At 62.6% G+C, this 23,936-nt stretch carries 22 protein-coding genes; 20 read left to right on the top strand and 2 right to left on the bottom strand.

Features of this window, described 5'->3' with window-relative positions; all coding sequences use genetic code 11:
* Positions 1-56: 56 nt before the first annotated feature.
* The 5 genes from E4631_RS15895 (at position 57) to trmB (ending at position 4,622) form a co-directional block, all read left to right on the top strand.
* Positions 57-764, top strand: a complete 708-nt coding sequence (locus E4631_RS15895) for a MotA/TolQ/ExbB proton channel family protein (protein ID WP_133656317.1) — start codon at positions 57-59, stop codon at positions 762-764.
* 75 nt (positions 765-839) lie between these two features.
* Positions 840-1,250 (top strand): biopolymer transporter ExbD, encoded by a 411-nt coding sequence (locus E4631_RS15890; RefSeq protein WP_133656318.1) that lies wholly within the window; start codon positions 840-842, stop codon positions 1,248-1,250.
* A 183-nt stretch (positions 1,251-1,433) separates the two neighbouring features.
* A complete protein-coding gene (locus E4631_RS15885) occupies positions 1,434-2,345 on the top strand; it encodes a hypothetical protein (RefSeq protein ID WP_133656319.1) in 912 nt (303 codons plus the stop codon).
* Between the two features lie 114 nt (positions 2,346-2,459).
* Complete coding sequence (locus tag E4631_RS15880; RefSeq protein WP_133656320.1) at positions 2,460-3,800, top strand: folylpolyglutamate synthase/dihydrofolate synthase family protein; 1,341 nt, start codon at positions 2,460-2,462, stop codon at positions 3,798-3,800.
* 159 nt (positions 3,801-3,959) lie between these two features.
* Positions 3,960-4,622, top strand: coding sequence for a tRNA (guanosine(46)-N7)-methyltransferase TrmB (gene trmB / locus E4631_RS15875; RefSeq protein ID WP_133656321.1), 663 nt, complete (start codon positions 3,960-3,962; stop codon positions 4,620-4,622).
* A gap of 44 nt (positions 4,623-4,666) precedes the next feature.
* On the opposite strand, the gene E4631_RS15870 is transcribed toward trmB, so the two are convergent.
* Positions 4,667-5,527, bottom strand: a complete 861-nt coding sequence (locus E4631_RS15870) for a redoxin domain-containing protein (protein WP_133656322.1) — start codon at positions 5,525-5,527, stop codon at positions 4,667-4,669.
* 327 nt (positions 5,528-5,854) lie between these two features.
* A complete protein-coding gene (locus E4631_RS25955; RefSeq protein ID WP_166647987.1) occupies positions 5,855-6,481 on the bottom strand; it encodes a hypothetical protein in 627 nt (208 codons plus the stop codon).
* 153 nt (positions 6,482-6,634) lie between these two features.
* On the opposite strand from E4631_RS25955, the gene mnmA reads away from it, so the two are divergent.
* The 15 genes from mnmA to E4631_RS15790 all read left to right on the top strand — a co-directional run bounded on the left by mnmA (position 6,635) and on the right by E4631_RS15790 (position 23,922).
* Positions 6,635-7,792 carry a tRNA 2-thiouridine(34) synthase MnmA gene (gene mnmA / locus E4631_RS15860; RefSeq protein WP_133656323.1) on the top strand — a complete coding sequence of 386 codons (1,158 nt, stop codon included), beginning with the start codon at positions 6,635-6,637 and terminating at the stop codon, positions 7,790-7,792.
* 95 nt (positions 7,793-7,887) lie between these two features.
* Positions 7,888-8,664 carry a hypothetical protein gene (locus E4631_RS15855; protein ID WP_133656324.1) on the top strand — a complete coding sequence of 259 codons (777 nt, stop codon included), beginning with the start codon at positions 7,888-7,890 and terminating at the stop codon, positions 8,662-8,664.
* A 127-nt stretch (positions 8,665-8,791) separates the two neighbouring features.
* The gene (locus E4631_RS15850; RefSeq protein ID WP_133656325.1) at positions 8,792-10,486 is read left to right on the top strand and encodes a S8 family serine peptidase; all 1,695 of its coding nucleotides are present in this window, start codon (positions 8,792-8,794) and stop codon (positions 10,484-10,486) included.
* Positions 10,487-10,589: 103 nt separating this feature from the next.
* Positions 10,590-10,904 (top strand): hypothetical protein, encoded by a 315-nt coding sequence (locus tag E4631_RS15845; RefSeq protein WP_133656326.1) that lies wholly within the window; start codon positions 10,590-10,592, stop codon positions 10,902-10,904.
* A gap of 179 nt (positions 10,905-11,083) precedes the next feature.
* Positions 11,084-11,836, top strand: coding sequence for a ribulose-phosphate 3-epimerase (rpe, locus tag E4631_RS15840; RefSeq protein WP_240734965.1), 753 nt, complete (start codon positions 11,084-11,086; stop codon positions 11,834-11,836).
* An 89-nt stretch (positions 11,837-11,925) separates the two neighbouring features.
* Positions 11,926-14,433 carry a carboxypeptidase regulatory-like domain-containing protein gene (locus tag E4631_RS15835; protein ID WP_240734963.1) on the top strand — a complete coding sequence of 836 codons (2,508 nt, stop codon included), beginning with the start codon at positions 11,926-11,928 and terminating at the stop codon, positions 14,431-14,433.
* Positions 14,434-14,965: 532 nt separating this feature from the next.
* Entirely contained in the window at positions 14,966-15,694 is a 729-nt protein-coding gene (locus E4631_RS15830; RefSeq protein WP_133656328.1) for an alpha/beta fold hydrolase, read from the top strand.
* 571 nt (positions 15,695-16,265) lie between these two features.
* On the top strand, positions 16,266-17,117 hold the full coding sequence (gene hisG, locus E4631_RS15825; RefSeq protein ID WP_133656329.1) for an ATP phosphoribosyltransferase: 852 nt from the start codon (positions 16,266-16,268) through the stop codon (positions 17,115-17,117).
* Positions 17,118-17,251: 134 nt separating this feature from the next.
* The gene (gene hisD / locus E4631_RS15820; protein WP_133656330.1) at positions 17,252-18,559 is read left to right on the top strand and encodes a histidinol dehydrogenase; all 1,308 of its coding nucleotides are present in this window, start codon (positions 17,252-17,254) and stop codon (positions 18,557-18,559) included.
* Between the two features lie 112 nt (positions 18,560-18,671).
* A complete protein-coding gene (gene hisC, locus E4631_RS15815; protein ID WP_133656331.1) occupies positions 18,672-19,733 on the top strand; it encodes a histidinol-phosphate transaminase in 1,062 nt (353 codons plus the stop codon).
* 179 nt (positions 19,734-19,912) lie between these two features.
* A complete protein-coding gene (gene hisB, locus E4631_RS15810) occupies positions 19,913-21,013 on the top strand; it encodes a bifunctional histidinol-phosphatase/imidazoleglycerol-phosphate dehydratase HisB (protein WP_133656332.1) in 1,101 nt (366 codons plus the stop codon).
* Between the two features lie 60 nt (positions 21,014-21,073).
* Positions 21,074-21,724, top strand: a complete 651-nt coding sequence (gene hisH / locus E4631_RS15805; RefSeq protein ID WP_133656333.1) for an imidazole glycerol phosphate synthase subunit HisH — start codon at positions 21,074-21,076, stop codon at positions 21,722-21,724.
* A 57-nt stretch (positions 21,725-21,781) separates the two neighbouring features.
* Positions 21,782-22,510, top strand: a complete 729-nt coding sequence (locus E4631_RS15800; RefSeq protein ID WP_133656334.1) for a HisA/HisF-related TIM barrel protein — start codon at positions 21,782-21,784, stop codon at positions 22,508-22,510.
* A gap of 11 nt (positions 22,511-22,521) precedes the next feature.
* Positions 22,522-23,172: a hypothetical protein gene (locus tag E4631_RS15795; protein ID WP_133656335.1), complete on the top strand. Its 651-nt coding sequence runs from the start codon at positions 22,522-22,524 to the stop codon at positions 23,170-23,172.
* Between the two features lie 27 nt (positions 23,173-23,199).
* Complete coding sequence (locus E4631_RS15790) at positions 23,200-23,922, top strand: HAD family hydrolase (RefSeq protein WP_133656336.1); 723 nt, start codon at positions 23,200-23,202, stop codon at positions 23,920-23,922.
* The last annotated feature ends 14 nt before the right edge of the window (positions 23,923-23,936 follow it).

Below are 23,936 nucleotides of genomic sequence, written 5' to 3'. Positions count from 1 at the left end.
ATCCCTTTAGTAGGGTAGTAGTTTCCTCGCTTCTTTCGTTCTCCTTCTCCCGCTGAATGTTCGTTTTCCTGCTGCAAGCCGGCCCCGCCGTTACGGCGATAGCCACTGACACGGCCGCCGCCCACGCCAACGCAATAGCCAACGCCGCGCCCGGCCTTTCACTTATCGACCTGATTTTGAAAGGTGGCTGGATAATGCTCCCCATCTTTCTACTGCTCATCGTCTCGATTTACATCATCGCCGAGCGCTACCTCACCATCCGCAGCGCGGGCGGTAACCCCGAAAGCTTCATGACCGGCATCCGGGCGCTCATGGTGAAGGGTGACTTGCAGGGCGCCAAGCTCTACTGCGCCCAAAATCCCTCGCCGCTGGCCCGCATGGTGGAGAAGGGCCTGCGCCGCATCGGCCTGCCCATCACCGAAATCGAGGCCAGCGTCGAAAACGTGGGTAAGATTGAGATTGCCCGCCTCGAAAAAAACATCAGCATCCTGGGCATCATCGCGGGCATTGCGCCCATGCTAGGCTTCGTGGGCACGATTATCGGCGTTATCAAAATCTTCTACGCCATCTCCAGCAGCGGCGAATTCGGTATTACCCAGATTGCCGGCGGCCTCTATACCAAGATGGTAACCTCGGCGGCCGGCCTCATCGTAGGCATCATCGCCCACATCGGCTACCACTGGCTCAGCATCTTGGTCGAGCGTATGGTCTTCCGCATGGAAAACTCGGCCATTGAATTCATGGATATCCTCCAGGATAATTAGTGAATTGGTGAACTAGTGAGCTGGTGAGTTTTCACCAGTTTAGCTCACTAGTTCACCACTCACCATTTCACCGCAATGAATCTCTCCCGCCGCCGTCACGCTTCTTCGCACGTCGAGACCAGCTCGATGAATGACATCATGTTCTTCCTGATGTTGTTCTTCCTGATTGTGTCTACGATGGTGAACCCCAACGTTATTAAACTCTTGCTGCCCAATGCAAAGAGCAGCAAGCAGGTGATGAAGCAGCCCATCACCGTGAGTATCAACGCGGCGGGCGAGTACTTCGTAAATAAAAAGCCTGTCACGGCCGCTACCCTGGAGCCCGAGCTGCGGGCGCTGCTGCCCGCCGGCACTACCCCCGAAAACCAACCCACCGTGGTGCTCCGTGTCGATTCGGGCCTGAACGTGCAGAAGCTGGTAGACGTGCTGGAAATCGGCAACCGCCTCAAGATGAAGATGGTAATGGCTACGCAGTCGCAGAAATAATTGCAAGTGAATCATTAAAAAGAACGTCATGCCCATCTGGCGTCCGCTTGTCGAAGCATCTCTACCGCGCAGGTAATTCTGATAGCAGGAGTTAGCTATGCGGTAGAGATGCTTCGACAAGCGGACGCCAGATGGGCATGACGTTCCTTTAACTCCTAACTCGCAACGCTTAACTCAAAAACCATGGCCCTCGACTATCCCGAAGAGCACCGGCGCGAAGCCCTAGCCATTACGGCGGCCATTGTGCTACTACTGGCGCTCGTGTGTTTTTTTCTGAAATTCAACGGCCCTAACCCGCCCCTGACCGCCCTGGGCGGCGACGGTGTGGAGCTGAACTACGGCCTCGACGAAGCCGGCTCGGGCGATATTCAGACGATGGCTACCGCCAACGCCTCGCAAAATCGCGAGGATTCGCGCCCGCCCGCTGCCCGCCAGCCGCAGCCCACGCCCCAGCCGCGCACCGCGCCTACCCCCGCGCCCCAGCCCGAAGCCCAGGCCAAGGTAATTACCAGCGACGCGGAAGACGCCGGTGCTACCGCCCCGCCCGTGACCAAGCCCACCCCCAAAGTAGTGGAGCCCGTGCGCGAAACGCCTACCCCCCCCAAGCCCCGCGAACAGCCCCGCACGCTCTACACGCCCAAGGGCAGCGCCACCGGCGTGGCCGGCGGCAATGGCACCAATGGCACTAGCAGCGCGCCCACTGGCAACAGCAACGGCGACCACCCCGGCGCCGTGGGCGACCAGGGCGACCCCCGCGGCTCGCTCAATGCCAAGGCCCTCTACGGTGAGCCGGGCAGCGGCGGCAGCGGCGCGCGCCCCGGCAGTGGCGGCGGGGGCGGCCTCGAAATGAGCGGCTGGCGCTTCGACAACACACCCGTAGTAGAGGCGCTGGACGACAACCCCGGCGTGATTCGCTTCAAGCTTAAAATCTCCGATGATGGGGAGGTGGAGTCCGTCAGCAAGGTGTCGGGCAACGTGTCGCCAGCCCAGGAAAAGCTCTGCCGCGACAAATTGCTCAACGCCAATTTCGTGAAGACCAACGCCGGCGCGGGCGGCGCCACGGGCTTCTATACCTTCCGCTTCACCGTGAAGTAGCAGTTAATTATCAATCATCAGTTACCAATTATCATTTGTTGGTTATCAAGCAAGTGCTGGTTTTTAGGGCGGTAGCGAATTGATAATTGTTGATTGATAACTGATAATTGAAAAATGAACTATCCCGAAACGCTTGCCTGGCTCTACGCACAACTACCCATGTATCAGCGGGTAGGGGCGGCGGGCTTCAAGAAAGGCTTGGGAAATACGGAGGCCCTGGCCGAGGCCTTGGGTCACCCCGAAACCCAGTTTCGGAGCGTGCACGTGGCGGGCACCAACGGCAAGGGCTCCAGTTCGCACCTGCTGGCGGCGGTGCTGCAAAGCGCGGGCTACAAGGTGGGGCTCTATACCTCGCCCCACCTGCGCGAGTTTACCGAGCGCATCCGGGTGAACGGGCAGGAACTGGCGCCTGACTACCTGGTGCGCTGGGTGGCCGAGCAGCAAGACCTGTTTGCTACGATTGAGCCCTCGTTTTTTGAGATGTGCGTGGCGCTGGCTTTCGACTACTTCGCCGCCGAGCAGGTCGATGTGGCCGTGGTGGAAGTGGGCCTGGGCGGCCGCCTCGACTCGACCAACATCATCACGCCGCTCGTCTCGCTCATCACCAACATCAGCTACGACCACCAGGCCATGCTGGGCGACACGCTACCCGAAATCGCGGGCGAAAAAGCGGGTATTATCAAGCCCGGCCGACCAGTAATCGTTAGCCAAAGCCAAGCCGAAGTAGCCGAGGTTTTCGAGCGCAAAGCGGCGCGGGAAGGCAGCCCGCTGCTCTTCGCCGATTCTCGCTACACAGCGCTTCCTACCCCCCCCGCCAGCTCTGATGCCGCCGAGGGGGGTAGGGCGGGGGTGCAGCTGCTCGACGTGCTGCGCCACGGCCAGCTTTACTTAGAAAACCTGGCGCTGGGCCTGCTCGGCGACTACCAGCGCCTGAACCTGCCCGGCGTGCTGGCCACCCTGGATGAGCTGCGCACCCAGGGTTTCGACATCCCCGAAAGCGCCGTGCGCCAGGGCTTGCGCGAGGTAACGCGCCTTACCGGCCTGCGCGGGCGCTGGAGCATTATCGGGCAGCACCCGCTGGTGATTGCCGACACGGGCCACAACGAGGCGGGCCTGCGCCTGGTGCTGGCCCAGCTGGCGCGGGTGCCGCATCAGCACCTGCACTTCGTGCTGGGGGTAGTAAATGACAAGGACGTGACCAAGGTGCTGGCCCTGCTGCCGCGCACGGCCACGTATTATTTTTGCCAGGCGGGCATTCCGCGGGCGTTGCCGGCGGCCGAGCTGGCGGCCCAGGCCACGGCGGCCGGCCTCATAGGGCAGGCCTACGGGCCGGTAGCTGCCGCCGTGGCCGCCGCCCGCGCCGCCGCCGGCTCCGCCGACGTGGTGTTTATCGGTGGCAGCACTTTCGTGGTGGCCGAGGTAGCTGAGCTGTATGAGCCAGCGAGTGGGGGGTAGGCCGAAAGCCCGGCCGGGCGTAGTTTTGCGCCCCTTTTCGCCACGGCGGAGAAACGGTTAGCAACCCGGCCAGTCCTGGCTGCTAACTGCTCATTGCTAACTGCTCATTGCTAACTGCTCATTGCTAACTGCTCATTGCTAACTGCTCATTGAATTAAAGTGCCTCGTATCAAACTCCAGCGCTTCGCCGACAATGCCACCCGCCCCGACATCGTGGAGCCGGGCAAACCCAGCTTTGGCCACTTAGCGGGGCATTGGCAGGGCGATTTCTTCCATAACAACCACCCGCTGGTGCTCGAAGTGGGCTGCGGCAAGGGCGAATACACCGTGGGCCTGGCCCAGCAACACCCCGACCAAAACTTTCTGGGCCTCGACATCAAGGGCGAGCGCATCTGGCGGGGAAGCACCCGCGCCGAGGCCCTGGGCCTCACCAACGTGGGCTTTGTGCGCCTCATGGCCCACCAGCTCACCGAGCATTTCGGGCCCGGCGAGCTGAGCGAAATCTGGATAACCTTTCCCGACCCACGGCCCCGCGACCGCGACATCAAGCGCCGGCTCACCTCGCCGCGCTTCCTCAACATGTACCAGACGTTGCTGGCCGCCGGGGGGGTAGCCCAGCTCAAAACCGACAGCGAAGGCCTGTTTGACTACACCCTGGAAACGCTGGCCAGCCGGCCTGGCGCCAAAATAGAGGTAATGACCCGCGACCTTTACGCCGAAACTGACCCGGCCTTTGCCGCCGCCCAGGCCATCCAGACGCACTTCGAGGGCAAGTACCGCGCCGTGGGCGTGCCCATCAAGTTCGTGCGGTTTTCGCTCTAAAGCCCGTGCTTCCTGGTTGTTGAGTAAACCAGGGCGTCGAAAGATTACTTCATGTCGCGCAGGATATCCTTGGCATTCAGTACGTGGCTGGTGGCTTCGTTAAGGGAGTTGAACACGTAGCGGACGCGGCCCTCGCCGTCGAGTACGTAGGTGACGCGGCCCGGAAGGAGGCCCAGCACGGCCCGAGGCACGGCGTATTGCTTGCGCAGCTGGCCGTTGGCGTCGCTCAGCAGGGGGAAGGGCAGCTGGTACTTTTGGGTGAACTGCTGGTGCGACTGCTCATCGTCGGAGCTGATGCCGATAACCTCCGCCCCGAGGTCGGTAAAATCCTGGTACTGGTCGCGAAACGAGCAGGCCTCCTTGGTGCAGCCCGAGGAGCCATCCTTCGGATAAAAATATAGTATCACCGGGTGGCCCCGGTGTTCGCTGAGCTTAAAAATGCTGCCCGTAGTGGTGGGCAGGGCAAAATCGGGGGCCAGGTCGCCGGTTTGCAGGGCGTGCGTCGCGCCCTTGGCCGCCTTGGTGGTGTAGGTCGAAACCGGGTGCAGGTTCACGGTGAGCGCCGGCTGATTGGGCGTGAGCTTGATGGTTTGGTCGGCGTAGCCAGCGTAGCCCGCTACCAGGGTATTAGTGGTTTTGGCGGGCAGGTCGAGCGTAAAGTGGCCGTTTTCATCGGTGCTTACCGTGGTGGTAGCCGCCCCCTTCACGGCGAGCGTAGCGCCCGGTAGCGGGCGGCCCTGGGGGTTGAATACGCAGCCCGTGAGGTGGTATACGGTGGGAGCGGCCAGGGCCGGCGGGGGCAGTTGCATAGCCAGGAGGGAGGTAGTCTTACCTGGCTTAGTGGTTTGGGCCTGCCCGGCCAGGGTAGCCACGCAGGGCAGCAGCAGCGTAAATAAATAGCGCATAATATAGCGCAAGCTTGCCAGCGGGAAGGTGACCTTATCGGCAAGAAGGCGGCCGACCTACGGCTGGCGTTCCGCAGGCGGTTTGTCCCTACCCCCCGCAAATGGCCCTGCGCTCTCCCAATGAGGCCTAGCGCAGGGTGAAACGAGTGAAAGCCTATTTGAAAGAATGCGTATTTCAACTAGGTAGGAATCGCCTACCCGGGTCTGCTGGGTCGGGGCAATCGAAAAATAGCAGGGCTTACCTGGGAAATTTTACCCAAATCTAAGCGCAGCATCCAAAATAAGTAACTGATAATCAGAAATTAGGGATAGCTGGCGGTGGCTTTTCTACGCCTCCTCCAGCGCCTCAAATACGGCTTCCAGCTCGGTGAAATCGCGCAGGCCGGGCTTGATTTCGTCGCCCCCGGCCAGGATGAGGCCGGCCGGGTGCACCTGCTGGGCCAGGTCGGCCGCCTCGGTAGGGTCGGTGGGGCCAGCCAGCCACAGCGGCGCCTGGCGCGCCAGACCATGCCAGTAGGTATAGTCGGCGGGGTAGGGCTCGGGAGAAGTAGTAAACAGGGCAAAGCCTTGTGGAAATGCCGCCGTGAGGTCGGCAACAGCATCTGCATAGTGGGCCTGGTCGATAACCACGGCCTGGGGCACCTCCACCAGCGCGGGCACGGCCAGGCCCTGGGGCCAGGCCTGGCGGGCGCGGTCGAGGCGCAGTAGCACGCCCGTCAGGCCGCATTCTTCCACCAGGCGGTTGATTTCGGGTCCGGCCACGTAGCCAAACTCCCCGATGATATCGACGCCGGCCACCCAGCCGGCCAGCTCGCGGGCCGTGGCGGCATCTACGGCGCCCGGTAGGTTGGCATCGAGCGTGAAAATGAGGCCCTGGGCCCCCATGCCGGCGCAGTAGCGGGCGTCGGAAAGGTTATTGATGCCGCGCACGAGCACGGGAAGAGCGAGAGACATTTAACAGTTATCAGTTAGCAATGAATAGTGAGCAGTGAGCTACTGGCCCGTAAAGGTCGCCCCGCAAGTGTTCACTGCTCACTATTCACTGTTCACTATCTTTGCAGCGGCGCCAGCCGGAACATTCATCTCCCTGGGTGGTGTGCCACTACAATGAACCCTACCCCAACTAAGGGCCGCGTACTCGTGGCCATGAGTGGCGGCATCGACTCGTCGGTGGCCGCCGTGCTACTGCACGAAGCCGGCTACGAAGTCGTCGGCATGACGATGAAAACCTGGGACTACGCCACGGCCGGCGGTTCCAAAAAAGAAACCGGCTGCTGCTCGCTCGACAGCATCAACGACGCCCGCGACATTGCCGTGCGCCTGGGTTTTCCGCACTATATTATTGATATTCGGGAAGAATTCGGCGATTTTGTCATCGACAATTTCACCGAAGAATACCTGGCCGGCCGTACGCCCAACCCCTGCGTACTCTGCAACACCCACATCAAGTGGGATGCCCTGCTGCGCCGCGCCGACCAGCTCGGCTGCGAATACATCGCCACCGGCCACTACGCCCAAATTCGCCAGGATGCCGACTCCGGCCGCTTCGTGGTGAGCAAAGGACTCGATGAAAACAAGGACCAGAGCTATGCCCTGTGGGGCGTGACGCAGCAGAGCCTGAGCCGCACGCTCTTCCCGTTGGGGGCCATGCGCAAAACCGAGATTTACGACGAGGCGCGCCGCCGGGGCTTCACCGCCCTGGTGAACAAGCCCGAGAGCTACGAAATCTGCTTCATTCCCGATAACGACTACCGCGGCTTCCTGCGCCGCCGCGTGCCGGGCCTGGAGGCGCGCGTGGCCGGCGGCCGCTTCGTGGACAAAGACGGCCATGACTTGGGCGCGCACGAGGGCTACCCCTTCTACACCATCGGGCAGCGCAAGGGGCTAGGCATCGCGCTGGGTTTTCCGGCCTACGTTACGAATATTCGGCCCGACACCAACGAAGTGGTGTTGGGAAATTACGACGAGCTGGCCAGCACCCGCACTACCGTGCACAAGCTCAATATGGGTAAGCTGGCCGACCTCGCCGGCCGTGGCCTGGTGCCAGCCGTGGTGAAGGTACGCTACCACCACGCCGGCTCGCCGGCCTTCCTGGAGCAGGTAGACGATACGGTTAACATCTACTTTACCGAGCCGGTGCACGCCATCACGCCGGGCCAGGCGGCCGTGTTCTACGACGGCGACGACGTGCTGGGTGGCGGTTGGATTACGCGCCACGTCATCGGCGAAGTGCCGGAGCCGGCCCTGGCCACGGCGGCGGTGTAAGCCCGCATACCTGGTAATTATCCCTGACCGTTAGTACCTTGCTGGCAGCCGCGCCGCGCTGCCGGCAAGGTATTTTTTTGGCTGGTTTTTCTTGTATGAATCTACGTTTTCGCTCCGCTAAGCTGGTAAAAGACTACCGTGCGCTCACCGTCGCCGCGGGTCTGGGGCTGTTGTTTTTGGCGGGCTGCCGCCACGATTCGGTGGTGCCGGTGCCGCTCACCGATTATTATCCGGTGGCCGTGGGCACCTACCGCACCTACGCCGTGGCCGATTCTACCTGGAAAAGCAGGGTAGTAACGGTGAGTAACTACCAATTTAGAGAGCGCGTGACGGAGCAGTATGCCGACGCTGCGGGCCAGCCGACCTACCGCCTGGTGCGCTCCAAGCGCGCGAATGCTGCTGCCGCATGGGTCGACGACAGCGTGCTGGTAGTGCAGGTGCTGCCCCAGGCCGTGGTGCAAACCGCCAGTAACCTGCGCACGGTGGAGTTGATTTATCCGCCCAAGGCTAATAAAGGGTGGAATAAAAACGCCTTCAATGCCTCACCCGATACCATTACCAACCTTTCCCGCTATTATACCAGCAACGTAGGAGCTTCGTACACCACTGCCCCCGCCGGTGGCCAGGCCGCCAAAACCTACCCCACGACGGTAGCAACGTATGATATTTTGTCGGCCACTGATAATGATGGCCGGCTGCGTCAGGGTGGTTACCAGCAAGTATATGCGCTGGGGGTAGGCCGGATAGTGCGGCGGCGCTACAGCTACTATACCAATATTACCAATTCTGATGGTTCCCAAACGATAACGCCCGGCATCATTCAGATGGGAGCTTCCCGCCGCGAAACGCTCATCGAAACGGGCACGATTTAGCCACTGTCTTTGTACGGAGGTACGTTGCGGGTCGGCCCACGCCTACTGAAGCCTGGCTGTCGTTCGCGGCTGAGTAGGGGGGGTAGGGAGGCTCCGCCGCCCGTTTTCGCTGGCCATACTTTATAGCATGAAATTACCATTTTGGCCCGCGGCGGCGCTGCTGGCTTTGCTGCTGGCAGCCGCGCCTGCGGCCCAGGCCCAAACGGCCACTGTGCATCGCTACTTCGTTTTTTTTAAGGATAAGGCCGGCACGCCCTACACCGTGAGCCAGCCGCAGCAGTTTCTGTCGGCGCGGGCCCTGGCCCGGCGCACGCGCCAGGGCATTGCGGTGCGCGCCCGCGACCTGCCCGTGAGCCCTGCTTACCTAGCCCAGGTGCGCGCCGTGAGCGGCAGCCCGCAAGTGCTCCAAACCTCGCGCTGGCTCAACGGTGCGGTGCTGGCCTGCGACTCGCTCACCCTGGCACGGGTGCAGCAGCTGCCCGCCGTGGCCAGCGCTCAGCTGCTGAGCCTGGTGCCGCCTCAGGCCCCGGCGGCGGCCGGCGCGGTGGCTACCGTGGCTACGCCGCCTACCCCCCTCACGCCCCGCGCTACCTACGGCCCGGCCTACGCGCAGGCGCAGCTCATCGGGGCCGTGGCGATGCACGATGCCGGCTACCGCGGCGAGGGCATGCAGATTGCCGTGTTCGACGCCGGCTTTCCGGGGGCCGACCGGCTCGCGGCGCTGCAAGCTGTGCAGCAGCAGGGCCGCGTGGCCAGCACCCGCAACTTCGTGGATGGCGGCCGCAGCGTGTACCTGCGCAACAGCCACGGCACGGCCTGCCTGGGTCTCATCGGCGGCGAGCTACCGGGCTACTACGTGGGCACGGCCCCGCGCGCCACTTTCCACCTCTGCATTACGGAGGATGTGAGCAGTGAGTCGCCGATGGAAGAGGCCAACTGGCTGGCCGCCGCCGAATACGCCGACTCGGTGGGAGTAGACGTTATCAGCTCGTCATTGGGATACAACACGTTCGATGATATGGCGCTGTCGCACACCTACGCTGACCTCAACGGACGCACGGCCATCAGCAGCCGGGCCGCACTCGGTGCCGCCCGCGCGGGCATGGTAGTGGTGAACTCGGCCGGCAACGACGGCAACAACAGCTGGCACTTCATCGGCGTGCCGGCCGATGCTGATAGCATTATCTCGGTCGGGGCCGTCGATTCGCTGCGCAACCACGCCGGCTTCAGCTCCTACGGCCCCACCGCCGACGGCCGCATCAAGCCTACGCTCGATGCGATGGGGGTAGCCTCGGCCGTGCTCACGCCGGCCGGCACCGTACTGCGCGGCAGCGGCACCTCCTACGCCTGCCCCGAGCTGGCGGGCCTCGTGGCCGGCTTCTGGCAGGCCAACCCCACGCTAAGCGCCCAGCAGGTTATCGCTGCGCTCAAAAATGGCGCTTCCCAGGCCCAAAACCCGGATAACACGCTGGGCTACGGCATCGTCAATTTTGCCGCGGCGTATAACCTGCTGCACCCCGGCATGCTGCTGGCCGCCACGCCGGCAAGCGCGGCCGGCGCGGAGCTGGCCATCTTTCCCAACCCTAGCCACCTCGACGAGCTAATGCTGGCCCTACCCCCCCGCCTGCGCGGACAGGCGCTACGCGTGCGCCTGCTCGATGCGCGCGGCGCCACCCTCAGTGAGCAGCTGGTGCCCGCTGGTGCGGCGTCCTCGGTAAGCTTGCGCCTACCCGCTGCGCGCCTGGCGCCCGGTACCTACCTGTGCCGCGTGCAGCCCGTGGCCGGAGGCACGGTGCAAACCGTGCGCTTCGTGCGGCAATAGTTTTTGCTAAAAATTTTGGTTAAATCTGGCTAATAAAATTGGCTGTTTGGTGCCGTCGTTGTACCTTTAATTCGTCAAACAGACGCTTTTCTTTATGTTACAGATGATGACCACCAAGCGCATTGGGCGCCGCCAGTTTCACTTCACGGTGCAGGGTAGCAACCTGCACGAAACTGTGGCCGAGTATGACCGCCTCAGCTTTCCCGACGTGGCTGCCTGCGGCTTGTGCGGCTCCGATAACCTCGACCTGACCAGCCGCGTAGCCCAGGGCAAGTTCAAGTACACCTCCGTCAAGTGCCTCTCGTGTCGCGGCGACCTCACGTTTGGCAAGAACAAAGACGATGACCAAAGTTATTTTTTGCGTCGCAAAGACACGGGCGAGCTGGATTGGCGGCCCTACGAGAAAAAAGCCGACTAGCTGAGCCCAAGTAGAAATGGTAAAAATGCCAGTAAATAACCCAAAAACTGGCCTATTTATTGTATTATTGCTCCCGTCCTTATCCGTACTAGTTCGGGTAAGGGCGGGCGATGATGATTTCTACTACCGATGACGTACTGGAATGGAACCCGAAGGCCTGGCTTCGTACTTTTGCCAAGATGAGTTCTTCGATGCCTACTTCCTATTCGGCGGCCGGGGCGGCCCGCCACGAGCCCCTGTTGGCGCCTTCCCTGCTGGCCAGCGACCTGGCCAATATACAAGCAACGGCCGAGTTGCTTTCGACGGCCGAAGCAGACTGGCTGCATTTTGATGTAATGGATGGGCGATTCGTGCCCAATATCTCTTTCGGGCTGCCCGTGCTGGAGGCCCTGCGCCCCCATGCCCGGCAGCCCATTGATGTGCACCTCATGATTGAGGAGCCCGAACACTACCTCACGGCCTTCCGCGAAGCGGGCGCCACTAATATTACGGTGCACTACGAGGCATGCCGGCACCTGCACCGGGTAGTGGAGCAAATTCGCAGCCTGGGCTGCACGGCGGGGGTAGCCCTCAACCCAGCCACCCCGATATGCCTGCTGCAGGATATCATTACCGAGCTCGATGTGGTGCTGGTGATGTCAGTCAACCCCGGCTTTGGCGGGCAGTCCTTTATTCCGCACACCCTGCAGAAAGTGGCCGACCTGAAAGCCATGCTGGTCGACACGGGCTCGGCGGCCCTGATTGAGGTCGATGGGGGCGTGACCCAGGCCAACGCCGGCCCGCTGGTGGAAGCCGGGGCCGACGTGCTGGTGGCCGGCAGCTTCGTGTTTAAGTCGCCCGGTGGGCCGGTAGCCGCCCTGGCTGGCCTGCGCTCGCAGCTGCGCGGCCAGGGGCAGGAGAAAGATAAAAAGGCCAAAAATAGCCGCGGCTGAATACTGCAGCCGCGCCCCGATGAGTTGAAAAGCTACGCCCCGCCGCGCCGGTGGCGTAGCTTTAACTTTCGTTTCCGCCGCCTTTGCCTTTGAAGCCTCTACCGCTACTCCTTGTATTAAGCTTATTGCCGCTGGCTGGGTCCGTAGTGGCCCAATCGGTGCCGGGCCCGCCGGCTGCCGCCGCGCTGCCCGCCGTGCTCACCGGTACCGTGCGCGATGCCCAGGGGCAGCCCCTGGAGCTGGTGGTGGTGAGCCTGGAAGGCCAGCCCGGTGGCGCCACCACTACCGCGCAGGGCACCTTTGCGCTGCGCCTACCCCCCCCTTTGCGACCCAATGCTACCGTGACGCTGGTGGCCCGCCGCCTGGGCTACCAGCCCTTGCGCCAGGCAGTGCCGCTACCCGCCACCGGGCCGCTCAGCCTGGTTTTACAAGTTGATAACCAGGCGCTGGGTGGCGTAACCGTGCGGGGCCGCGCTGCCGGGGCCGACCAGCGCGAGCAGGCCAGCCTCATTCAGCTCGATCCGCAAACGGCCAAGGTTATCCCGTCGCCCTTCGGTGATTTCAACGCCATCTTGAAGACGCTGCCGGGGGTAGTCAGCAACAACGAGCTTACCAGCACTTACAACGTGCGCGGCGGCAACTACGACGAAAACCTGCTCTACGTCAACGGCTTCGAGGTGTACCGGCCGTTCCTGGTCACGCAGGCGCAGCAGGAGGGCCTGAGCTTTATCAACCCCGATTTGGTGCAGAAGGTCGATTTCAGCACCGGCGGCTGGCAGCCTAAGTACGGCGACAAGCTCTCGTCGGTGCTCGATATTCAGTATAAGGAGCCGGCCAAGTTCGCGGCTTCGGCCACGGCCAGCCTGGTAGGTGGCGCGGCCCACGTGGAGGCGCGCTCGGCGAATGAGCGGGTGAGCTACCTGGCCGGCGTGCGCTACAAGAACGCGCAGTACGTCTTCAACGCCCTCAAGCAGAACCAGGGCCAGTACAACCCGACCTTCTACGATGGCCAGGCCTACGTGAATATCGGGCTGGGTAGAAAGGGCAGCGACCTGCAAAAAACCAGCCTGGGCATCCTGGGCGTGGTGGCCCACAATGACTACCGCTTCGTGCCGGTGAGCGGGCAGGTAACGTTTTCGACGGCAACCAACCAGTTTTCGCGGGTCAATATCTACTACGATGGCCGCGAGCGCATGCAGTACGACACGTACCAGGCCGGGCTCGACCTGCGGCACAACTTTCACCCCGGCCTGCAAATCGACTTATTGGCGTCGGCGCTGAGCACCCGCGAGTTTGAGTTTCGCGACGTGGAGGCGGCTTACACCTTTGCCGACGTCAACCGCGACCCCACCAGCCCCGACTTCAACCAGCCAGTGCGCCAGCGCAGTATCGGCTCCAGCTTCAAGCACGCCCGCAACGACCTCACGGCCCGCGTATTCACGGCCGAATTGCGCGGGCGCTGGAACCCCGGCGGCGACCCGCTGGGCCCGCACCAGGTGCGCTGGGGCGTGAAGATGGGTCGCGAAAGTATTCACGACCAGCTCGATGAGTACAGTTTCGCTGACTCGGCTGACTACGTTCCCGATGCCCGCCGCACCCGCCTCACCGCCGACCTAAACCTGCTCACTACCCGCACCCAGGGCTACGTGCAGCACACCTGGCAAATCGACAGCCTCACGACCCTCACCTACGGCCTGCGCGGCCATTACTGGACGGAAAATAAGCAGTTTGTGCTCAGCCCGCGGGCGCAGTTTGCCACCCGCAGCCGCCGCCACCCCGAGCGCGTGTGGAAGGCTGCCGCGGGCCTCTACGCCCAGCCGCCCTTCTACCGCGAGCTGCGCGACATGCGCGGCCAGCTCAACCCCGAGCTGCGCGCCCAGAAGTCATTGCACTTCGTGGTGGGCCGCGAAATTCAGGTGCACCTGATGAACCGGCCTTTCCGGCTCAACACCGAGGCGTATTATAAATACCTGACCGACGTCATCCCTTACGAGGTCGATAACGTGCGCCTGCGCTACTACGCCACCAACAGTGCCACGGCCTACGCCGCCGGCTTCGAAACGCGCCTGAGCGGCGAGTTTGTGAAAGGGGTGGAGTCGTGGCTGAGCATTGGCTTGCTCACGACCCAGGAAAAGGGCGATACCACTGCCACCTATGACACCAGCGGCAAGCGCACCGGCTTCGAAACGCTGGGCTACGTTCGCCGCCCGCAGGACCAGCGCGTCACGGCCAGCATCTTCTTCCAGGACCACCTGCCCGATAACCCCTCGGTGCGCGGCTACGTGAACCTGGTCTTTGGCACCGGCCTGCCCTTCAGCCCGCCCGGCCTACCCCAGTACCGCGGCGCAGGCGCGCTCACCACGGCCTACCAGCGCGTGGACATCGGTTTCTCCAAAGTTGTGAGCCTGCGCGCTACCCCCAAGCCGCATCTCTACTCGCTCGAAAGCCTGTGGCTGAGCCTGGAGATTCTCAACATTCTGGGAGCCAATAACGTGGCCAGCTACAGCTACTTGCAGGACGTGAACGGCCGCACCTACGCCGTGCCCAGCTACCTCTCGCAGCGCGTGGTGAATCTGCGTGCCATCGCGCGGTTTTGAGTAATCATTTACTAAAAATTTTAGTAAATGATGCTAAAAAAATGCGTTCTCTACTGCCAGCCCATACCTTTACGCCAAGCGCGTTGGGTTATGCCCCACGACCAAAACGGGTTTCCTGAAAAGACGAAACCCCAGCTGCGTAGGAACAGCCGGGGTTTCTGAAGTGTGGGGTTATGGTACAACCTCTACTTCATCTGGAAACATGGATAGGGAAAACGCGAACAAACTACTCCAAAAGTGGTGCAAGCCGGTTTTGTTGGAAGTCTTGAAAGGTGCGGCGAAAGCTATTGGCTTTTACCTCATCGCTCATTTCCTCCGGTAGTTGAGAAGGGTGTCGGCTGGGAGGCTGGCACCCTTTTTTGATACGGCAAATATAACTCCGATAACGTAAAGCCCAGCGGGTTAGTTTTTGCCCGACCTGCTGCTGGCTAAAGCAGAGTAGCTGCTACCTTACGCCATACGTAGGTAGGCCCGGCCCGTTCGCCTACCCCGTGCCGCCCATCGCCGGCCTCGGCCCGTCCGCCTTTTTTGTATGACCCGCCTGCTGCTGCTCCACGGCTACACCGAAGACCGCACCATTTTTGACCCGCTGCTGCCGTTGCTACCCCCCTTCGCCGAGGTCATCTCCCTGGACCTGGAAGAGGAGTTTGCCCACTGGCAGCCCCGTGGAAAAGTCAACGTGCAGACGCTGGCTCGGCACTTGGCCGGGCGCTACCACGTGGGGCCCGCCGACGTGCTCATCGGCCACTCGATGGGTGGGTGGATTGCGGCCCACCTCAAGGAGCTGACCGGGGCCATCACCATTCTGCTCAGCGCATTTACCGACCAGGCCAAGATTGTATCGCGCATCCGCAGCCCGCGGCTGCTGGGCCTGGTAACCCAGTCGGGGCTGATGCAGAGCGCCTTCCTGCTGAAGCGCTTCAAGCGCCGGTACCGGCACGACGAGTCGCGGGCACTGCACGCGGCGCTCGTCGATGGCATGGTTCGCTACCAGTGGCGCTACGTGCAGCAGCAGCTATACGTGCTGTTTGCGCAGGTGCCGCCGCTCACCGTACCGCCCGATTTGCGCCTCCACGCCCGCCGCGACAACGTCATTCGCCTGCCCGATGAGGACTATGTAGAACTGCCCGGCGACCACTTCGCCCACTATTTCTACCCCCAGCTGGCGGCCGAGGCCATCCAGGCTTTTCTGCAGAGGCAAAGAGGCTGGCCTGGTTCTGCCCGGGCTCTCAGCGCGCAGCAGGGGGTAGGCGGCGACTAATGAGTCATCTAAAAATGCGTAGGGAGTCTGGAGTGGGAAGCTGCTGATAATAAAGCATGAAGTCCTTCTTCCACATCAACTCACGACGCCAAGGGTACGATGCCACGAGCAGCTGCCAGCGGCATTGTAGCCCGTGATACCGCTACCCGGCAGAAGGTTACACAAGCCCGCCAGCTGGAAAAATAAAACCTTGGCACTCCTTAAGCAGTAATTAAGCCTCGCTGCCTACCTTTGCCCCACGATGACCCCCGTTTGCTGCCTCACGTCTGCCTATAGCTCCGCGCTCCCGGCCCCTGCTGGGGACCTGGCCGCTGCCTGGCGGGCTCCGCAGCCGGCTGGTGCCGCTCCGCAGCACCACCATCACCATCTGTAGGGGACCGGGCAACCGGGCTGGTTGCTACCCTGTAGCTATTCACCAGCCGCTCGCGTCTCCGCCACCGCCCCGCCTTCGGGCCGGGAAACACCTTCTCCTCGTTTGGGTTTTACCAGGGTGCCGCTGGCCCATCTGCCGCCGGAGTGCCTTTTAGTTACGCTAGCTGCCCCGTTGCGGGTGGCTCGCCTTTTTATTCTCATGCTGCGTATTGCCATTCAAAAGTCCGGCCGCCTTTCGGAGGACTCCCTCAAGCTCATCCGCGAGTGCGGCATCAGCTTCGTCTCGTCATCCTATAAGCTGAAGGTCGAGGCCAGCAACTTCCCGCTCGAAATCCTCTACCTGCGCGACGACGATATTCCTGGCTACGTGCAGGACGGCGTGGCCGACCTGGGCATTGTGGGCCAGAACGTGTTGGTGGAAGCCGGCTGCGCCGCCCTCGAAGTCGAAGCCCTGGGCTTCAGCAAGTGCCGTCTGAGCCTAGCCGTGCCCCGCGGGGCCGACTACAACTCGGTGGCCGACCTGCAGGGCAAGAGTATTGCCACCTCGTACCCCACTATACTCGGCGACTACCTGGCCGGCGAGGGCGTGCGGGCCAACCTGCACACCATCTCGGGCTCGGTGGAGATTGCGCCCAGCATTGGCCTGGCCGAGGCTATCTGCGACATCGTGAGCAGTGGCTCGACCTTGCTCGGCAACGGCCTGCGCGAAGTCGAAACCATCTTCCGCTCGGAGGCCGTGCTTATCGCCGCCCCCAACCTGAGCCCTGAAAAGCAGGAGCTGCTCAACCAGCTGCGCTTCCGCATGCAGGCCGTGCGCCGCGCCCAGCGCTCGAAGTACATCGTGCTCAACGCCCCCGTGGCCGCTCTCGACGCGGTGAAGGCCTTGCTGCCCGGCATCAAGTCGCCCACTGTTACGCCGCTGGCCGAAGAAGGCTGGGTATCGGTGCAGTCGGTGGTAGAGGAAGACAAGTTCTGGCACATTGCCGGCGAGCTGCAGGCCATTGGCGCCGAAGGCATTTTGGTGCTGCCCATTGAGAAGCGGGTAGGGTAATTTTTTGAGCTGTTAGCTTAATAGCTACTAGCTGTTAGCTTTTTCTTGTTCCTGGGGAAAGCAACTAGCAGTAGGTAATCTTTGCTCAGAGAAAAGCTAACAGCTAGTAGCTATAAGCTAACAGCTAAAGAAACATGCAGATTTTTCACAACCCCGCCCGTGCCCAGTGGCCGGTGCTTCAGCAGCGCCCGCTGGCGGGCAGCAACGCTGCCATTCTGGCCCGCGCCGGGGAGATTTTTGACGACGTAGCCCGCCGCGGCGACGAGGCCCTGCGCGACTACGCCGCCCAGCTCGACGGCGTGCCCGCGCTAGCCAACCTGCGCGTGAGCGCCGAGGAGCTCGCTGAAGGAGCCGCCCAGGTACACGCCGAGCTGCAAGCTGCCATCCGCCAAGCCATTAAGAATATCACCACTTTCCACGCTGCCCAGCAGCCACCGGCCGTGGAAGCGGAGGTCGAAACTATGCCCGGCGTGCATTGCTGGCGCCGCAGCGTAGCCGTGCCGCGGGTGGGCCTCTACGTGCCGGGCGGCTCGGCGCCGCTCTTTTCTACCTTATTAATGCTGGGCATTCCGGCCAAGCTGGCGGGCTGCCGCGAAATTGTGCTGTGCACGCCGCCCGGCCGGGGCGATGGCCGCATTGCGCCGGCTATTCTCTTCGCCGCCCAGGAGTTGGGGTTGACTACCATCATCAAAGCCGGCGGGGCGCAGGCCGTGGCCGCGCTCACCGTGGGCACCGCCTCGGTGCCGGCCGTGGATAAGATTTTCGGCCCCGGCAACCGCTACGTGACCGCCGCCAAGCAGCTGGCCGCCCAGCGTGGGGTAGCGATTGATATGCCCGCCGGCCCCAGCGAAGTATTGGTTATCGCCGATGCCAGCGCCAACCCCGCCTTTGTGGCTGCCGACCTGCTTTCGCAAGCCGAGCACGGCCCCGACTCGCAGGTGGTGCTGCTCACTGATTCGGAAGCCTTATTAAACGGCGTAGTAACGGAGCTGGAGCGCCAGCTGCCGCTATTGCCCCGCGCCGAAATTGCCCGCCAGGCCCTCACCGAAAGCCGCGGCCTGCTGCTGCCCGGTATGGCCGCCATGCTGGAGTTCTGCAACCAGTACGCCCCGGAGCACCTCATCTTGGCCGTGGCCGCCCCCGAGGCGCTGGCCGCCGCTATCTACAATGCGGGCTCCGTGTTCATGGGCCACCTCACGCCCGAGGCGGTGGGCGACTATGCCTCCGGTACCAACCACACCCTGCCCACGGGTGGCTACGCCCGCGCCTACAGTGGGGTGTCGCTGGATTCGTTCTACAAGAAAATCACCTTCCAGCAGCTCGCCCCCGCCGGCCTGCTCGCCCTGGCCCCGGTAGTAGAACCCATGGCCCGGGCCGAGGGGCTACACGCCCACGCCCACGCCGTGGCCCTGCGCCGAGAGCATTTAACTACTACCAACTAGAACGTCATGCAGACCGCAGGGAAGCATCTCGCGTGGGATAGTAACCTCAATCGCTCAACGAAGCGAGCGAAATGCTTCCCTGCGGTCTGCATGACTAACGATTTTAACTAGTATGTCCTTTAACTTAGAATCCCTTATTCGCCCCAATATCCGGGCCATGAAGCCGTACTCGTCGGCCCGCGACGAGTTTACGGGCGAGGCGCAGGTGATGCTCGACGCCAACGAGAACAGCCTCGGTAGCGCCGGCCCGACCCAGTTCAACCGCTACCCCGACCCGCAGCAGCGTGCCGTGAAGGCTGAGTTGGCGCAGTTGAAGGGGGTAGGGGCCGACCAGATTTTCTTGGGCAACGGCTCCGACGAGGCCATCGACCTGTTGGTGCGCCTCACCTGCATGCCCGGCGGCCAGGACAGCATTTTGCTGCTACCCCCCACCTACGGCATGTACGAGGTGGCTGCCAACCTCAACGACGTGCGTATCGAGCGCCTGCCGCTCACGGCCGATTTCCAGCTTTCGCCCGAGCTCGTGGCCGGCGTGCTGGTCTCCTCGGCCAAGCTGGTGTTCCTGTGCTCGCCCAACAACCCTACCGGCAACCTGCTCCACGCCGCGGCCATCGAGGAAATTCTGCGCGGCTTCCCCGGCCTGGTGGTGGTAGACGAGGCCTACGCCGACTTCGCCGCCGCCCCCAGCTGGACCACCCGCCTGGCCGAGTTTCCTAATTTGGTAGTGCTCCAGACCTTCTCCAAGGCCTGGGGCCTGGCCGGCCTGCGCCTGGGCATGGCCTTCGCCTCGCCGGCCATCATCGGCTACCTCAACAAAATCAAACCTCCTTATAATATATCGGAGGCCACCCAGCAGCATGCGCTGGCGGCCCTGGCGGCGGCTCCGCACTTCGAGAGCTTGCGTCAACAACTGCTCACCGGCCGCGCCTGGCTGGCCGAGCGCCTGCCCGCGCTGCCCCTCGTGGCCGAGGTGTTCCCCTCCGATGCCAACTTCCTGCTGGTCCGTTTTCACCCCGACGCCACCGCCGTGTATGAGTACCTGCTGAGCCGCGGCATCGTGGTGCGCAACCGTACTACCCAGCCCGGCTGCGCCGGTACGCTCCGCCTCACGGTGGGCTCGCCGGAGGAAAATGAAAAGCTGCTGGCGGCGCTGGCAGAATTCGCAGCCGCGTAATTCGCTAGCCCAAATTTAACCCGCTCACCCAGCCGCCCGTCGAAGCCACCCGCCGCTGGCCAACTACCAATCCGGAGCTTCCCCTGGGAGAGGCTTATAAATTCCGTATCCGGGCACCAGTGCCTAGTCAGCTGCGCAGCAGCGTATCTGCGAAATCCGTTTAATCTGTTTAATCTGCGATGAAAGTTTTATTTATCGACCGCGACGGCACCATCCTCATTGAGCCGCCGACCGACTACCAGATTGATGCCTGGCATAAATTTGACTTCGTGCCCGGTGCCATCACGGCCCTGGCCCAGCTGGCCCGCGACGGCGAGTACGAGCTGGTCTTGGTGACCAACCAGGACGGCCTCGGCACCGAGAGCTATCCCGAGGACACCTTCTGGCCCTACCAGCAAAAAATGCTGGATGTATTGAAAGGGGAGGGGATCGAGTTCAGCGAGATTCTGATTGACCGCAGCTTTGCCCACGACCCGGCCCCGACGCGCAAGCCCGGCACCGCCCTGCTCACCCGCTACCTCGACCCGGCCAACGGCTACGACCTGGCGCACTCCTACGTCATCGGCGACCGGCTGACCGATGTGCAGCTGGCCGAGAACCTGGGCTGCCGCGCTATCCTGCTGCACGCCGAGGCCGACGAGCGTGCCGCGCTCAGCACCACCGACTGGGCCGCCGTATATGAGCACCTGCGCCGCCCGCCGCGCAAGGCGCACATTATGCGCAACACCAATGAAACGCGCATCGAAGTTATTCTCAACCTCGATGGCACCGGCCACACCGACTGCAAAACCGGCCTGGGTTTCTACGACCACATGCTTGACCAATTGGGTAAGCACAGCGGCTGCGACCTCTACGTGCGCACCCACGGCGACCTGCACATTGATGAGCACCACACCGTGGAAGACACGGCCATTGCCATTGGCGCGGCCTACGACGAGGCCATCGGCGACAAGCGCGGGGTGAACCGCTACGGCTTTTTGCTGCCCATGGACGACGCGCTGGCCCAGGCGGCCATCGACTTTTCGGGTCGGCCCTGGCTGGTGTGGGCCGCCGACTTTAGGCGCGAGCGGGTGGGTGACGTACCCACCGAGCTGTTTTACCATTTCTTTAAAAGCTTCTCCGACGCGGCCCGCTGCAACCTCAACATCAAGTGCGAGGGCGATAATGAGCACCACAAAATCGAGGCAATCTTCAAGGCCGTGGCTAAGTCCATCAAGATGGCGTTGGTGCGTGACCCGACCGGGCAACACGTGATTCCGAGCACGAAGGGAATTCTATAAACCATACTTTATCATTTGGGTAAATATCGTGAAAGTTCTTTATTAACCAAATGTTTTATCATGAACATCGCTGTTATCGATTACCAGGGCGGCAACGTGCAGTCCGTGCTGTTTGCCTTGGAGCGCCTGGGCATGAACGCTACGCTCACCTCGGACCCCGAGGTTATTCGCCGGGCCGACCGGGTGCTGTTTCCGGGCGAGGGCGAGGCCAGCTCGGCCATGCGGGCGCTGCGCGCCGCCGGCCTCGATAAGGTCCTGCCCACCCTCACGCAGCCTTTCCTGGGTATTTGCCTGGGTATGCAGTTGCTGGGTCGCCACAGCGAGGAGGGCCCCGCCGGGGGCACCGAGCTGCTGGGCATGTTGCCCTTCGACGTGGTGCGCTTTACGCCGCCCGATGCCGCCCACAAAGTACCCCATATGGGTTGGAATAACCTCCACGACCTGCAAACGCCGCTGTTTGAAAACCTGGGTGGTGGCGGGGCGGGGCCACCGGCCGCCGTGCCTACGGCGGCCGACTACGTGTACTTCGTGCACAGCTTCTACGCACCGGTAGGCGACTATACCATTGCCCAGGCCAGCTACCCGGCCGGGGCGCCGTTCAGCGCCGGCGTACGCTACCGCAACTTCTACGGCGTGCAGTTTCACGTGGAGAAAAGCGGGCCCGCAGGCGAGCAGATTCTGAAGAACTTCCTGGTCGCCGACCTTACCTAGTTTTTTTAACAAATGGTGTAAGATTGGCCTACGAGTCGTAACTTATATATTACCCAAATGAAGATAATTCCCGCCATCGACCTCATTAATGGTTCGTGCGTGCGCCTGACGGGCGGCGACTTTGCCCGCCAGACCACCTACGCCGCCGACCCGCTGGCCCAGGCCCAGTACTTCGAGCAGCTCGGGGCTACCCACCTGCACCTGGTAGACCTCGACGGGGCCCGCGCCCGCGAGCCCCGCCAGCTGCCGGTGCTGGAGCGCATTGTCCGCCACACGAAGCTGCACATCGACTTCGGTGGGGGCATTCAGACTACGGCCTCAGCCGAGGCGGCGTTTGCGGCCGGGGCGGCGCAGCTCACGGCCGGTAGCATTGCGGCCCGCGAGCCCGAGCTGGTGGGGGAGTGGTTGGCCCGGTTCGGGGCGGAGCGCATCATCATCGGGGCCGATTTCAAGGACGACTTTATCGCCGTAAGCGCCTGGACTGAGCAGAGCACTCAGCGCCTGCCCGATTTTATTGGGGCTTATCTGGCGGCCGGAGCCACAACTTTCATCTGCACCGACGTGAGCCGCGATGGCCAGCTGCAAGGCCCCGCTACCGACACGTACGCCGCCTTGCGGCGGCAGTTTCCGGCGGCGCAGTTCGTGGCCAGCGGCGGCGTCACTACTGTGGCCGACGTAGTGGCGATGCGCGAACTGGGGATGGCGGGCGCCATCATTGGCAAGGCTATTTACGAAGGCACGATTACGGAGGCGGAACTGCGTGCCGAGCTGGCGTTGGTACAATAAATAGCAAGTGGATGAGCTGGACCTGGAACGCTTTGCTGGCTAAGTGGCTGCCCAGCCAGGAGCGGCGGCAGTTGGCCACGCTCTTTCCTGGGGTGGTGGCCAGCGACGTCCAGGCCGCGCTGAATCTGCTGTTGGACCTGTCGGGTCAACTGGCAGCCGGTGGCACACAGCTGTCGGCGGATGCCCGCTTGATTATCTGGCAGGGGGTGCCCTTAGCACTGCCTTACCGGCTGTATGTTCGGGAGCCGCTTGCTGGGAACCTCCAAGAGCTGAGTAACCGGCAGCGGCAGTTGGTACATTGTCTGTATCTACGCCACCACGACGGCTATGTGCGGCAGCGGCACCTGGAAGCCTTGTTTACCCTCAGCGATGGTGCACCAGAGGCCTTCACGACACCTTTCACGTTTAGCTTGCTTGGGGAGTACGTGCAGGAAATTCTGCAGGTGCTGGAGCAGTGCCTGACGCCCATGCTGCTGGCCAGCTACGTACAGCTCATTGCCGAGAACCCCTTATACTGGCAGCAGACCCGGGGGCGGGTGGCCAGCTATTGGGATGTGTACTACCGCATCCGGAAGCGAGGCGCCCCGCGATTCCGGCACTACGTGGGTGCCCGGATTCTAGCCAGACTCGACCACGCCTGCCAGGTGGCTCGCTTAAGCTAACCAGCCGTTTCGTTGTTATACCCCGCTATGTTCCCAGCTACTCCGGTTACGACCGTTCTCTTCGACCTCGACGACACGCTTTTCGACCACATGGCTACGGCGCGGGCGGCCCTGGCCGCCACGGCGGCTAATAGGCCCACCTTGCAGCAGGTGCCGGTAGAAGACCTCTACCAGCGCTATAGCGAACTGTTGGAAGAGCTGCACCCGCAGGTCATGACCGGGCGTATATCGTATCTGGAGGCGCGGCAGCTGCGCTTCCAGCAGTTGCTGGCGCCCTATGAGCCGGCTACCGCGGGGGCGGCCGCTACGCAGGTAGCCGAGCAGCACTACACCCACTACCAGCAGTTGCGGCAGCCCGTGGCGGGGGCGTTGGCGCTGCTGCAACGCCTGAAGCCCACTTACCAGATTGGCATCGTGACCAATAACCGCACGGCCGAGCAGGAAGAAAAGCTGCGCCACCTGGGGATGCGGGGGCTTGTTGATGCACTGATAACCTCGGAGGGGGTAGGGGTGCTCAAGCCGGACCCCGCCATCTACGAAGTGGCCCTGCGGCGCCTGGGGGCCAGCCCGGCCCAAACCGTGATGGTGGGCGACAACTGGCAGGCCGATGTGCTCGGGGCGTTGGCCGTGGGCATCCGGCCCGTGTGGCTGAACCGTACCGGGGCCGCCCGGCCACTACCCCACGTGGCCGAGCTAACCAGCCTGGAGCCGCTAGAAGAAGTTTATACTACCCTGGTGGCTGTGGCTTAGCTGCTGCGCAGTGG

The sequence above is a fragment of the Hymenobacter sp. UV11 genome, from assembly GCF_004684095.1.
Taxonomy (GTDB): Bacteria; Bacteroidota; Bacteroidia; order Cytophagales; family Hymenobacteraceae; genus Hymenobacter.
This window is presented reverse-complemented; position numbering and strand designations above follow the sequence as displayed.

What these genes read in the sequence shown, in the direction of transcription:
- E4631_RS15855 (WP_133656324.1), top strand. Translation starts at nt 7,888, where the DNA reads ATGAATCTACGTTTTCGCTCCGCTAAGCTGGTAAAAGACTACCGTGCG.
- hisD (WP_133656330.1), top strand. Translation starts at nt 17,252, where the DNA reads ATGCAGATTTTTCACAACCCCGCCCGTGCCCAGTGGCCGGTGCTTCAG.
- E4631_RS15850 (WP_133656325.1), top strand. Translation starts at nt 8,792, where the DNA reads ATGAAATTACCATTTTGGCCCGCGGCGGCGCTGCTGGCTTTGCTGCTG.
- E4631_RS15790 (WP_133656336.1), top strand. Translation starts at nt 23,200, where the DNA reads ATGTTCCCAGCTACTCCGGTTACGACCGTTCTCTTCGACCTCGACGAC.
- rpe (WP_240734965.1), top strand. Translation starts at nt 11,084, where the DNA reads ATGAGTTCTTCGATGCCTACTTCCTATTCGGCGGCCGGGGCGGCCCGC.
- hisB (WP_133656332.1), top strand. Translation starts at nt 19,913, where the DNA reads ATGAAAGTTTTATTTATCGACCGCGACGGCACCATCCTCATTGAGCCG.
- E4631_RS15895 (WP_133656317.1), top strand. Translation starts at nt 57, where the DNA reads ATGTTCGTTTTCCTGCTGCAAGCCGGCCCCGCCGTTACGGCGATAGCC.
- hisC (WP_133656331.1), top strand. Translation starts at nt 18,672, where the DNA reads ATGTCCTTTAACTTAGAATCCCTTATTCGCCCCAATATCCGGGCCATG.
- E4631_RS15870 (WP_133656322.1), bottom strand. Translation starts at nt 5,527, where the DNA reads ATGCGCTATTTATTTACGCTGCTGCTGCCCTGCGTGGCTACCCTGGCC.
- mnmA (WP_133656323.1), top strand. Translation starts at nt 6,635, where the DNA reads ATGAACCCTACCCCAACTAAGGGCCGCGTACTCGTGGCCATGAGTGGC.
- E4631_RS25955 (WP_166647987.1), bottom strand. Translation starts at nt 6,481, where the DNA reads ATGTCTCTCGCTCTTCCCGTGCTCGTGCGCGGCATCAATAACCTTTCC.
- hisG (WP_133656329.1), top strand. Translation starts at nt 16,266, where the DNA reads ATGCTGCGTATTGCCATTCAAAAGTCCGGCCGCCTTTCGGAGGACTCC.
- hisH (WP_133656333.1), top strand. Translation starts at nt 21,074, where the DNA reads ATGAACATCGCTGTTATCGATTACCAGGGCGGCAACGTGCAGTCCGTG.
- E4631_RS15885 (WP_133656319.1), top strand. Translation starts at nt 1,434, where the DNA reads ATGGCCCTCGACTATCCCGAAGAGCACCGGCGCGAAGCCCTAGCCATT.
- E4631_RS15795 (WP_133656335.1), top strand. Translation starts at nt 22,522, where the DNA reads ATGAGCTGGACCTGGAACGCTTTGCTGGCTAAGTGGCTGCCCAGCCAG.
- E4631_RS15800 (WP_133656334.1), top strand. Translation starts at nt 21,782, where the DNA reads ATGAAGATAATTCCCGCCATCGACCTCATTAATGGTTCGTGCGTGCGC.
- E4631_RS15880 (WP_133656320.1), top strand. Translation starts at nt 2,460, where the DNA reads ATGAACTATCCCGAAACGCTTGCCTGGCTCTACGCACAACTACCCATG.
- E4631_RS15890 (WP_133656318.1), top strand. Translation starts at nt 840, where the DNA reads ATGAATCTCTCCCGCCGCCGTCACGCTTCTTCGCACGTCGAGACCAGC.
- E4631_RS15830 (WP_133656328.1), top strand. Translation starts at nt 14,966, where the DNA reads ATGACCCGCCTGCTGCTGCTCCACGGCTACACCGAAGACCGCACCATT.
- E4631_RS15845 (WP_133656326.1), top strand. Translation starts at nt 10,590, where the DNA reads ATGATGACCACCAAGCGCATTGGGCGCCGCCAGTTTCACTTCACGGTG.